The organism is Actinoplanes derwentensis, from assembly GCF_900104725.1.
Lineage (GTDB): Bacteria > Actinomycetota > Actinomycetes > Mycobacteriales > Micromonosporaceae > Actinoplanes > Actinoplanes derwentensis.
In genome coordinates this window covers 8,433,466-8,445,322 of record NZ_LT629758.1, presented here as the reverse complement: position 1 = coordinate 8,445,322, position 11,857 = coordinate 8,433,466, and the positions used below count along the sequence as shown (strand labels likewise).

Genomic DNA, 11,857 nt, shown 5'->3' with positions numbered 1-11,857 from the left:
TCCCTCGTTCACCCGAGGCCCTACTCTCCGAATCACGTGCGCGACGATCAAGTCGACTCGGTCAGTCCAGGCATTTCCGGAATGGCCATCCCTACGCCAACACCGTCCGCTTCCTCCGGTCGGACGACAAGCCGGACGCGACCTTCAAATTCAGTTGTCCCTCATCCAGATAACCAAAGAGGAATAACAACTCCAGATCGCACTAAAACAGGGCAACCGGCAACGATCAACAATCCCTCGCACGGCCCGATCCTTGGTGGAGCAAAACCTAATCCGAGCTCGCCTAGTCCTGGGCTTCCAGGAACGCCTACTAATCCAACGGGAACGATCCCGCCAAGCACCAGCACGCCTGGGCCGTACAACTTTCCGCCGTCAACTGGACCATCATCAACCACACTCCCTCGCTACCCGGCGACCAATGGCACTCCCACCGGCGGATTACCGCTTTCCCCGGGACCTGCAGGCGCACGCGGGACTGCTGGCGCGCATGGAAATGTCATCGGAGGAAGTCCTGCCCTCGGCGGTCCAAACTCAGGCCGCGGCGGGCAACCTGGGCCCTCAGCTCGAGGCACACAAAAGGCGAACCCCGTAGGCGGCATGATCGGCCAAGACGGAGCTTCTCGCCCCGGACAACGTCGCTCCGCCCGCGATAATGAAGAAGCCGACCGGCTCCGCTGGGATCCGGACAATCCATGGGAGACCGAAAATGGGGTGGACCCAATTTTGCTTCCAGCGCAGGAGCAGCGAATTGATCCCGGCCCTTCCATCGGTGGCCGATAGGTGAGATCACATAACAAGGCAGCAATTTTGGCCAGCACCGCTGCCATCATTGTCACCGTTATCGCGCCAGCCCTTCCAGCGAAGGCCGATCAGGTAAGGGACAGTCAATGGTTTGTCTCCTACCTGAAGCTTGAAGAGGCGCATAAGATCAGCCAGGGTGCCGGAGTTTCTATCGCCGTCGTTGACACCGGGGTTTCCGCCCACAGGGACCTCACTAGGAATTTAAAAAAAGGAACAGACTTCGGGCCGGACGGCGACGGAACCGGGCAAGTTGACAGCGTGGGCCACGGCACTCGGATGGCTGGCCTGATCGCTGGACACGGACACGGCTCAGGAAACGGCGTAATAGGGATTGCTCCGAGGGCAAGCATTGTTCCGGTAAAAGCTTCAGGAAAAATTGGAAATGGTCCATATTTTCCAGCAAGCATCGAATGGGCGGCTAAATCGGGTGCCGGGGTAATCAACGTCTCAGCCGATGTTGGGCGCTCACGAGACCTGAGTGCAGCTATCACCGCAGCAGTCAAAGAAGATTCCGTGGTTGTCGCGGCAAGTGGCAACACCTCGGATGACCTGAGCATCGCTCACCCAGCCGCACTACCTGAGGTTCTGGCAGTAGGAGCTATAGACCGAAACGGGAAAGTAGCAAAATTCTCGGTCACGGATCCCAAGGTCGGCATATGCGCTCCCGGCGTTGACATGGTTACCACCGACCTCAACAACAAGTACTCCAAAAGCCAAGGAACGTCGCAGGCCGCGGCTATTGTTTCGGGGGCTGCGGCTCTAGTGCGGGCTAAGTTTCCGGGGCTTTCGGCTCCTGAGGTTGTTCATCGGCTTACCGCTACGGCTGATGACAACGGGCCGCCTGGGAAAGATGATGAGTGTGGGTATGGGGTTTTGAACATCGTTAAAGCGTTGACCGCTGATGCTCCTCCGCTCACGCCCAGTGGATCGGGCTCCGCGTCGGTTCCGTCTGGGAGCGGCTCTGCTCCGGCCGGTGGAGCCCCTGCTTCCGCTGGATCGGCCGCGCCTGGACCGGAGTCATCCGGGATCGGGGTGGCGGCCGTTGCCGGGATCGGGGGTGCGGTTGCCGTCCTAGTGGGTCTGCTGGCGTTCGTGGCCATGCGGAGGCGGCGGGTGTCGTCGTAAGTCGGCAGCCCCTCCCCGGAACAGCAGCCCTTTCCCGGAACAGTTGTTCTTTCCCGACACGGCAGCCCTTCCGGGCGCAGCAGTCTCTTTCGGGGCGGAGCAGTATTTCTCGCCCCGGGGCGAGAAAGTACCTCTCGGCCCGGGGCACAGCGATCTCTTCAGGGACAGGCAACCGTGGCCTGTTCAGCGGAGAGCGACAGCCCGGAAACGGCGTGCGAACTCGGTGAATGAGCAGGCGCGCGGATCGCGGGATGCAGTGTGACGAGGTCTTTCGGGGCGGCCTGAAGGTGTCCGCGGCAGGTTAACCTCCCAGATGCTGTTCAGCGACTAGATCGATGGGGAGACGGCTCCGGTGGCACTGAGGGACACGATGGTCCCGCATGCCGGCGGGGCCTCCTCCGCACCGGTTTCGGCAGCGGCGAAGTGAGCATCCGAGCCACAGAGGTAACCAGGTGAAAACGCATAAGAAGGTCGCCTCGGCCGGTGCTGTCCTCGTAACACTCGGCGCATCTCTCTATCCGGCGAGCCCGGCCAGCGCTGATCAGATTCGGGATTCTCAGTGACATCTCCGTTATCTGAAGATCGCCGAGGCTCACCAGATCACCAACGGCTCCGGGGTGAAGGTCGCCGTTCTCGACTCCGGAACGTCTGCGCACACCGATCTGAAGAGGAACCTTCAGAAGGGCACCGACACCGTCGCCGGCGGAGACGGGTCCGGCCGGGTGGACAGTCAGGGGCATGGCACTCAGATGGCCGGGATCATCGCCGGGCATGGGCATGGTTCCGGCGACGGTGTCATCGGGATCGCCCCCGAGGCGAAGGTGGTTCCGGTCAAGGTGATCGGTGGCCGGGACAACGGTGCGGGGCTCGTGGCCGGGATCAAATGGGCGACCGAAGCCGGTGTGGGAGTCATCAACGTCTCGGCTTCGGCAGTTCTGTCTCGCGGTCTCATCACCGCTGTCGCCGGAGCGGTCGATGCTGACACGGTCGTCGTGGCTAGTTCCGGCAACAAGGCCAAGGACCTGCTGTTCGCCTATCCCGCGGCTATTCCTGAGGTACTCGCGGTCGGCGCGGTGGACCGGAACGGGGGCTTTGGCCGATTTCTCCGTGACCGGAGACCAGATCGACATCTGTGCGCCCGGGGTCGACATCGTCTCCACCGATCGGAACAACAAGTACTACCGGGGAAACGGCACCTCGGAGGCGGCGGCGGTCGTCTCGGGGGCAGTGGCTCTGGTTCGGGCGAATTTTCCGGAACTGTCGGCTGAGGAGGTCGTTCATCGGATCACCGCCACAGCTGACGACAACGGTCCGGCCGGAAAGGACGACCAGTGCGGGTACGGCGTTCTCAACGTCGTCAAAGCGCTGACCGCCGAGGTGGCGCCGTTGACACCCGCCGCATCCACCGCCACATCGGTGGCACCCACCGGGCCGGCGGCCGCGGCGCCCAAGCCGTCACAGGTCGAGGCTGCACCGGAGGCTGAGGGTTCCAGTTCGGCTGCGGTCGTCGGCATCGGGACCTTGGTGGCCGTCCTGGCGGGGCTGCTGGCGTTCGTGATCATTCGGAACGCCGGACGGCCGCACCGATGAGCGGACGACAGGACGCCCGGTGATGAGCGGACAGCGAGGCTGGCGGGACAGCCGGTAAACAGAGTTCAGGGGGCGTGCCGTAGCAGGTTAACCTCTCAGGTGCTGTTCAGTGAGGGATCGATGGGGAGGGGGCTCCGGTGGGGATTCCTGAGGAGGACCTTGGTCCGGCTTGGCTACGGGACTACGACTACTCCGACTTCGGCGGTATCGAGGCGGACATTCAGGCGATGAAGGAGTTCGCGGCGAAGCTGACGTTGAACATCGAGGGCAGTTATGCCCCGCATGCCCAGACGGTCAGCGACACGATGATGACTCCGCTGCCGGAGGCGCCGAACTTCTACGAGCTGCACCTCTTCCTGTACGCCCACGACCAGGTCCAGTTGGCGACGCAGAAGAACGTGTTCGGATACATCGACAACACGTACCGGTTCGCCAGTGCCGCCGATCAGATCGGTGACAAGTACAGCGACTCGGACGCGTTCTCGCGAGCCAAGGTCACCGACGTCCAGCAGTACCTGGGTGCTGGTGCCACCACCACCAGCACCGGCACCGGCACCAGCACCGGCGGCTCGGGTAACACCAACACCACCCTGCCCAATATCGAGCTTCCGCTGGACGGCACTCCGACAGCCACCGACTTCAACAACTCCGGGGAGGGCTGATGGCTGTCCATGACGGCGGGGGAACCTTCGCCAGCGGCTGGGCCGGCACGCCCGTTCCGACGATGTGGGCCGCGCTGAAGGACTACGACGGTGCGCCGCACTGGAAGATGGTCGGTGCCTGGCAGAAGTCGTACGAACTGCTCCTCACCCACATCAGCCAGGTGACGCAGTACCGGGACAACCTGGCTACCGCTTGGCCACCGCACAAGAGCAAGGCCGCGGCCGCGTACGTGCAGGAACTCAACGGGCTGATCGAGAACCTCCAGGAGACGTACGACGCGGCGATCTCCAACCACACGGCGCTTTCCACCGCGACCCTGGCGGTCGAGGAAGCACGCCGCGAGTTGGACAAGATCCAGCAGGAGCACACCGCCAACGCGGGTCTTCTCGCCGAGTACAACGCGCAGAACCCGACTCCGTCGACCACGTCGGGGAGCACTCCGACCCCGACTCCGACTCCATCGCCGTCACCGCAGACCCCGCCGGTCGTGCCGGGACGGCAGGTTCAGCTCCAGCAGCAGGCAGCCGGCATCATGCAGTCGCTGAGTGCCGAGCTGGCGACAGCTCAGACGTCCTTCGTCGCTCCCCGCCCATACGAGCCGTTCGTGGATCAGAGCGGTACCGAGGGTCTGTCCAATGGTGGCGGCGTCGGTGGCGGCAGCGCCTCGGGCCTGACCCCGGGGTTCACCCCGCGGGGCTCCACCCCGACCGGTTCGTCGAATGTCACCACGCCCACGACGAGCGACCGGACGACCGTTCCGGACACCAGCGTCGACACGTCGGGGCCGGGCAACCAGCCGCCGTCGCAAGGGCCGACCCTGGTGGAGACGAATCCGACCACGAACCCGAACGTCACGAACCCCTTCAACCCCACGACACCGACCAACACCACCACGTTGCCGCCGAACACCGGCTCTCCGGCTGGGCCGTTCCCGTTCACGCCGTCCACGAACGTGACCTCGCCGGGCGTTGGTGGCGGGCGGTTCACCCCGGCGACTTCCGGCGGGATCCCGACCGGTACCGGGGCCACCCGGGGTGGATCGTTCCCGAACAACGGGGTCATCGGCGGGAGCCCGGCGGCGGGTGGCCGAGGTGGGATGTCCAGTGGCACGCCCGGCGGAATGCCCGGGGGTGCCGGCGGCCGCGGCGGCCAGGCGGGTTCTGGGGCCCGTGGTGGTCAGCGGGTCAATCCGGCCGGTGGCATGATCGGTGGGCAGACCGCGAACGGTCGTGGTGCGAACGGCGCGGGCCAGAGCGGTATGGGCGGACCGCCGGGACGCCGCGGGAACGGGCGCAACGACGAGGACCCGCAGAACCGGCGCTGGGATCCGGACAACCCGTGGGAGACCGACGACGGCGTCGATCCGGTTCTACTTCCCGCGCAGGAGCAGCGTATCGATCCCGGCCCCTCCATCGGAGGCCGCTGAGTGGGGACGAGCAGAAAGGCGGCGGCTCTCGCCGCCGTCACCGCGGTGGCCTCCGTCGTTCTGTGGCCCGGGGTTCCGGCGTACGCCGACCGGGTGCGGAACGCGGAATGGCACATCAAGTTCCTCGACCTTCCGACCGCCCAGCGGATCACCAAGGGCGCTGGTGTAACGGTCGCGGTCGTCGACAGTGGGATCTCCCCTCATCCGGATCTCAAGGGAAACCTGAAGAAGGGGACCGACATCCTCTCCGGCGGAGACGGCATCGGCCAGAAGGACACCAGCGGCCACGGAACCTCGATGGCCGGCATCATCGCCGGGCACGGTCGGGGCGCGAACGACGGTGTTCTCGGAATCGCGCCCGAGGCCGATCTGTTGCCGGTCAAGGTGTTGAGCGACGAGGACAACAGAGACGGGCTCCCGGCGGGGATCGCCTGGGCTGCCAAAGCGGGCGCAGATGTCATCAACGTCTCGGGAGCCGGAATCCAGTCCCGGGATCTCAACGAGGCGATCGCCCGGTCTGTCAAGGCGGATGCCGTGGTCGTCGCGGCGGCGGGGAACAAGGCTGATGTGCTCCTGTTCGCTTATCCGGCTGCCATGCCCGACGTTCTCGCGGTGGGCGCGATCGACCAGAACGGCAAGCTCGCCAGTTTCTCCCGGACCGGGGAGAAGGTGGGGATCTGCGCTCCCGGCGTGGATGTGGCTTCCACCGGGTTGAACGGCAAGTATCTCCTGAACAACGGCACATCCGCGGCCACCGCGGTGGTGTCGGGGGCCGCAGCCCTGGTCCGGGCCAAGTTTCCGGAACTGTCGGCTCCGGAGGTCGTGCACCGGCTCACCGCCACGGCTGACGACTTCGGGACGCCCGGTAAGGACGACCAGTGCGGGTACGGCGTTCTCAACGTCGTCAAAGCGCTGACCGCCGAGGTGCCGCCGCTGCCGGTCGGAGCGACGAGCACGGGATCCAGCACTGCCCCGGACACGAGCGCGGCCCCGAACACGGCAACCAGCACAGCCCCGGAAAAGAAGCCGGATGCGGAGGCGGCGTCCCGATCGAGGCCGGCGACTTCCACTCTGGCGTCCGTCGCCGGAATCGGAGCGCTGGTGCTCGGCTTCGCGGTGGTGGCCGCGTTCCGCGTGGCTCGCATCCGCCGGCGCCACTCGAGCCGATGAGACGGCGGCACGACTCGACCGATGAGATGACGGCACCGCTCGAACCGATGAGACGGCGGCACGACTCGACCGATGAGATGACGGCACCGCTCGAACCGATGAGACGGTGGGGCCGCGGCTGATGAAGGCCGCGGCCCGCACGGGACTGCCGGAGATTTGTCGCAGATCGTGGCCGAGACACGGTGCTTGTCCACCCGAAAGCGTGGCTGGGGCTTGTAGGCTCGTTTTTCGTGCAGACCGACATCGCATATCGCCTGATCCTCGCCTCCGCCAGCCCTGCCCGACGGGCTCTGCTCACCGGGGCCGGCATCGATGCCGAGGTCATCGTCAGCGGGGTGGACGAGAGCGTCGTCGAGCATGAGGACGCCTACACGACCAGTCTCGCGCTGGCCCGGATGAAGGCCCGCACGGTGGCGGCTCAGCTTCCGGCTGACCCGGCTGCTCTGGTTCTCGGTTGTGATTCGGTGCTGGCGTTCGAGAACGAGGTGTTCGGTAAGCCCGCCGACGCCGAGGAGGCCGCCAAACGCTGGTCGCGGATGCGCGGCAAATCGGGTGTGCTGCACACCGGGCATCACCTGACGGGGCTGGTCAGCGGGCTGCAGGCGGAGGCGGTGGGCCGGACCACTGTGCATTTCGCCGATGTCACCGACGCCGAGATCGAGGCGTACGTGGCGTCCGGTGAGCCGCTGCAGGTGGCCGGTGCGTTCACGCTGGACGGGCGGGGTGGCGCGTTCGTGGACCGGATCGAGGGTGACCCGGGCAACGTGATCGGGCTGTCGCTGCCGTTGCTGCGGAAGCTGCTCGCCGACATGGGCATCCCGATCACCGCCCTGTGGCGTCACTGACGCGAATCCGGCCTAACTACGTATCGAAGCCGGACCGGAGAACCGCGGCGCAGATGCGGGGACGAAACGGCCTGAAGAACCGTTAGGCTCGGGCGGTGCGGAAGATTCTGATCGCCAATCGGGGCGAGATCGCCGTCCGGGTCATCCGGGCCTGCAAGGACGCCGGCCTCACCAGCGTCGCCGTCTACGCCGACAGCGACCGGGACGCGCCGCACGCGCGCCTGGCCGACGAGGCTTACGCACTGGACGGTGAGACCGCCGCCGACACCTATCTGCGTGTCGACAAGCTGCTGGTGATCGCGGAACGCAGCGGGGCTGACGCCGTACACCCGGGTTATGGGTTTCTCTCGGAGAACGCCGAGTTCGCCCAGGCCGTACAAGACGCGCAATTGATCTGGATCGGCCCTTCCCCGCAGGCGATCCGCGACCTGGGGGACAAGGTCACCGCGCGGCACATCGCGCAGCGTGCGGGCGCGCCGCTGGTGCCGGGCACGCCGGAGCCGGTGGTGGACGCGGCGGAGATCGTGGCGTTCGCCGGGGAGCACGGGCTGCCGGTGGCGATCAAGGCGGCGTTCGGCGGCGGCGGCCGGGGGCTGAAAGTGGCCCGCACGGTCGAGGAGATCCCGGCGCTGTTCGAGAGCGCGACCCGGGAGGCGGTGGCCGCGTTCGGGCGCGGCGAGTGTTTCGTCGAGCGTTATCTGGACCGGCCCCGCCATGTGGAGGCGCAGGTTCTGGCGGACACCCACGGCAACGTGGTGGTGGTCGGCACGCGGGACTGCTCGTTGCAGCGCCGCCATCAGAAGCTGGTGGAGGAGGCTCCGGCACCGTTCCTGAGTGCGGAGCAGCGGCAGAGCATCCACGACAGCGCGAAGGCGATCTGCCGGGAGGCCGGCTATCACGGCGCGGGCACGGTGGAGTACCTGGTCGGCCGGGACGGGACGATCTCGTTCCTGGAGGTCAACACGCGCCTGCAGGTGGAGCATCCGGTCAGTGAGGAGACGACCGGTATCGATCTGGTGCGGGAGCAGTTCCGAATCGCGTCGGGCGGGGAGCTGCCGTGGACGACGGATCCGGTGCCGCGTGGGCACTCGATCGAGTTCCGGATCAACGGCGAGGACGCCGGGCGCGGTTTCCTGCCGGCGCCGGGCACGGTCACCGAGTTGGTCTGGCCGGCCGGGCCGGGGGTGCGGGTCGATTCCGGCGTGGAGAAGGGCGGGGTCGTCGGCGGCAACTTCGACTCGATGCTCGCGAAGATCATCGTGACCGGGGCGACCCGGGCGGAGGCGCTGGAGCGGTCACGGCGGGTCCTGGACGAGACGGTGATCGAGGGCATCGCCACGGTGTTGCCGTTCCACCGGGCGGTGATCCGCGACTCGGCGTTCACCAACGAGCCGTTCACTGTGCACACCAGCTGGATCGAGACCGAATGGGCCAACGAGGTGCCGCCGTTCACGACACCCGCGATCGGCGGCGAGCCGGAGGAGCGCGAGACCGTCGTGGTCGAGGTCGGCGGGCGGCGCATCGAGGTGCGACTTCCCAAAACCTTGACCAGCGGCGGTACGGGTGACAAGGCCCCGCGCCGTGCCGCGACCCGGGTGGGCCGGGGTGCGTCGAGCAAGGCGGCCACCGGTGGTCTGACCGCCCCGATGCAGGGCACGATCGTGAAGGTGGCGGTGCAGAACGGCGACGTGGTGGCCGAGGGCGACACGATCGTGGTGATCGAGGCGATGAAGATGGAGCAGCCGTTGCAGGCACATCGGGCCGGCATGGTGGCGGGTCTCGCCGTCGAGGCGGGTGCCACGGTCACGGCCGGCACCGTGATCTGCGAGATCAACGCGGAGTAACCGGCGGGGTCAAGGAGCGGGCCGCCGATACGGGACCTACCGACGGCCCGCGGCTGCGCGCCGACCATGCGACGCGGGCGTCACAACGGTACGCCCGGCACCCGCGCCCGGCGAGAACCGGCGCGCCCAACGTCCGTGCTCAGCGTGAACCGGCGCGCCCAGCATCGGCGGGCGGCGAGAACCGGCACACTCGGCAGCGGCGAACCGGGAGTGAGGCGAAAGTCCTGGCCGTAGCGTGTCCCGCATCACCGCAGAACGCACACGACGGGGCGCATGCTGTGAGCACAGCGCTCTCTCAGCCGGTCTGTCGCAGAATGCCGGGAGTCCTGAAGCCGCGAGGTGGCCGCACCGATGACCGAACTGCTGACGATGGTGATGACACCGGCGTGGGCGTACCTCGCCCTGTTCGCGTTGCTGGCGGTCGACGCTCTGGTCCCGGTAGTCCCGATCCAGGCCGTCATGATCACGTCCGGCGCCCTGACGGTGTACGGCGATCTCGATCTCGCCGCGGTGATCATCATCGGGGCGGTCGGCATGTTCACCGGCGACACCATCGCCTTCGTGCTGGGCCGGTCCACCGGGGCCCAGTTGAGCGCGCTGCGGGCCCGGTTCGCGCCGCATAACGAGGAGCACGACTCCCGGACCCGGCGGGCGGCCGAGCGGTTCACCCGCGGCCTGCGCCGCCCCGGCCCGTTGGTGATCCTGCTCTGCCGTTTTGTCCCCGGCGGCCGGATGGCGTCGGGTTACCACGCCGGCCGCACCGGTTACCCGATCCGCCTGTTCGTCCTCTACGACGGCTTGGCGGCGCTGGGCTGGGCCAGTTACGGCGGACTGGTCGGGCACCTCGGGGGCACCGCGATCACCCAGTCCGCCTGGCGGTTGTTCGCCGTCGCCGCCGCGGCCGCCCTGGTCTTCGGCACCGCCGGCTGGGTCCTCGCCCTGTTCGGAGGCAAGGACGAAGCCGAAGGCGGAAAAGGACCCGTCACTGAACCTCGTGCTGCATCAGCTGACGGGCAGCCTCAGCGATAGACCCGGACAGCGACGGATAGATCGTGATGGTGTGCGCCAGCTGATCGACCGTCAGGTTGTTCTCGACCGCCATGGTGATCGGCAGGATCAGCTCACTCGCCTTCGGTGACACCACGACACCTCCGACGATCTGCCCGGTGCCGGGCCGGCAGAAGAGTTTCACGAAGCCGTCCTGGAGCCCGGCCATCTTGGCGCGGGCGTTGCCGGTCAGCGGCAGCATCACCTGGCGGGCCGGGAACCGGCCGGAGTCCACCTCGTTCTGCGACACCCCGACGTTGGCGAGTTCGGGGTCGGTGAAGACGTTCGCCGAGACGGTCCGCAGCCGCAGCGGGGCCACCGCCTCGCCCATGGCGTGCCAGATCGCGATCCGGCCCTGCATGGCCGCGACGCTGGCGAGCGGCAGGACCCCGGTGCAGTCGCCGGCGGCGTAGATGCCGGGCACGTTGGTACGGGACACCCGGTCGACGGTCACGTAACCGCCGTCGGAGACGTCCACGCCGTACTCCGGGAGGCCCAGGTCGCCCGTGTTGGGGATGGCACCGACCGCCATCAGGACGTGTGAGCCCTCGACGGTCCGGCCGTCGGAGAGTGTCACCCGTACGCCGTCGCCGGTGTTCTCCACCGCGTCGCCACGGGACTGGCTCAGGATGGTCATGCCCCGCTCGCGGAAGACCCGCTCGATCGCCATGGCGGCGTCGGCGTCCTCGTGCGGCATGACCCGCTCCCGGCTGGAGATCAGCGTCACCTTCACGCCCATCGCCAGGTAGGCGCTGGCGAACTCGGCACCGGTCACGCCGGAGCCGATCACGATCAGGTGGCTGGGCAGTTCCTCCAGGTCCCACACCTGCCGCCAGTCGAGGATGCGGTCGCCGTCCGGCCGGGCCGTGGCGAGCACCCGCGGGGTGGCCCCGGTGGCCAGCAGCACCGTGCCGGCTTCGACTGCGTAGGTCTCGCCACCCTCCGGGGTGATCAGCACCTGGTGGGTGTGGCCGAGCCGGTCCTCACCGAGCCGGGCCCGGCCGCGGACCACGTCCACCCCGGCTTTGATCAGCTTGGTCTGGATGTCACCCGACTGGGCCAGGGCCAGCTTCTTCACCCGCTCGTTGACGGCTTTCGCGTCGACGGTCACCCCGTCCAGGCCGGGCGAGCGGATCCCGAACCGCTCGTCGTAGCGGAGTCCGGTCACCACCTCCGAACTGGCGATGAACGTCTTGGAGGGGACGCAGTCGGTCAGCACACAGGCGCCACCGGGCCCGTCCGCTTCGACGAGGGTGACCTCCGCGCCGAGCTGAGCCGCGACCAGTGCCGCCTCGTACCCTCCCGGTCCGCCACCGATGATCACGATCCGACTCACGACTCAAAAC

General features: G+C 67.3%; 9 protein-coding genes and 1 pseudogene. 9 read left to right on the top strand and 1 reads right to left on the bottom strand.

What is annotated here, in order from left to right:
* Positions 1–780: 780 nt before the first annotated feature.
* From BLU81_RS37665 to BLU81_RS37625, 9 genes and pseudogenes are all read left to right on the top strand, one after another.
* Positions 781–1,926 (top strand): S8 family serine peptidase, encoded by a 1,146-nt coding sequence (locus BLU81_RS37665; RefSeq protein WP_092552502.1) that lies wholly within the window; start codon positions 781–783, stop codon positions 1,924–1,926.
* 617 nt (positions 1,927–2,543) lie between these two features.
* A pseudogene (locus BLU81_RS52160) lies at positions 2,544–3,002 on the top strand (S8 family serine peptidase); the annotation flags it as partial.
* Complete coding sequence (locus BLU81_RS37655; RefSeq protein ID WP_092558201.1) at positions 2,902–3,516, top strand: S8 family serine peptidase; 615 nt, start codon at positions 2,902–2,904, stop codon at positions 3,514–3,516. The pseudogene BLU81_RS52160 and the gene BLU81_RS37655, both read left to right, overlap by 101 nt.
* A 137-nt stretch (positions 3,517–3,653) precedes the next feature.
* Positions 3,654–4,178, top strand: coding sequence for a hypothetical protein (locus BLU81_RS37650; protein WP_092552497.1), 525 nt, complete (start codon positions 3,654–3,656; stop codon positions 4,176–4,178).
* On the top strand, positions 4,178–5,605 hold the full coding sequence (locus tag BLU81_RS51690; protein ID WP_092552494.1) for a hypothetical protein: 1,428 nt from the start codon (positions 4,178–4,180) through the stop codon (positions 5,603–5,605). Before BLU81_RS37650 ends, BLU81_RS51690 begins: the two co-directional genes overlap by 1 nt.
* Positions 5,606–6,775, top strand: a complete 1,170-nt coding sequence (gene mycP, locus BLU81_RS37640; protein ID WP_092552491.1) for a type VII secretion-associated serine protease mycosin — start codon at positions 5,606–5,608, stop codon at positions 6,773–6,775.
* Between the two features lie 230 nt (positions 6,776–7,005).
* Entirely contained in the window at positions 7,006–7,620 is a 615-nt protein-coding gene (locus tag BLU81_RS37635; RefSeq protein WP_092552488.1) for a Maf family protein, read from the top strand.
* Between the two features lie 95 nt (positions 7,621–7,715).
* A complete protein-coding gene (locus BLU81_RS37630; protein WP_092552485.1) occupies positions 7,716–9,464 on the top strand; it encodes an acetyl/propionyl/methylcrotonyl-CoA carboxylase subunit alpha in 1,749 nt (582 codons plus the stop codon).
* Positions 9,465–9,815: 351 nt separating this feature from the next.
* A complete protein-coding gene (locus BLU81_RS37625; RefSeq protein ID WP_092558199.1) occupies positions 9,816–10,493 on the top strand; it encodes a DedA family protein in 678 nt (225 codons plus the stop codon).
* On the opposite strand, the gene BLU81_RS37620 is transcribed toward BLU81_RS37625, so the two are convergent.
* The gene (locus BLU81_RS37620) at positions 10,447–11,847 is read right to left on the bottom strand and encodes an NAD(P)H-quinone dehydrogenase (protein WP_092552482.1); all 1,401 of its coding nucleotides are present in this window, start codon (positions 11,845–11,847) and stop codon (positions 10,447–10,449) included. The two genes, BLU81_RS37625 and BLU81_RS37620, sit on opposite strands and share 47 nt — an antisense overlap.
* Between the last annotated feature and the right edge of the window lie 10 nt (positions 11,848–11,857).

Excerpts from the sequence above, each read along its gene's own strand:
- BLU81_RS37655 (WP_092558201.1), top strand. The coding sequence starts at position 2,902 with ATGCTGACACGGTCGTCGTGGCTAGTTCCGGCAACAAGGCCAAGGACC.
- BLU81_RS37625 (WP_092558199.1), top strand. The coding sequence starts at position 9,816 with ATGACCGAACTGCTGACGATGGTGATGACACCGGCGTGGGCGTACCTC.
- BLU81_RS51690 (WP_092552494.1), top strand. The coding sequence starts at position 4,178 with ATGGCTGTCCATGACGGCGGGGGAACCTTCGCCAGCGGCTGGGCCGGC.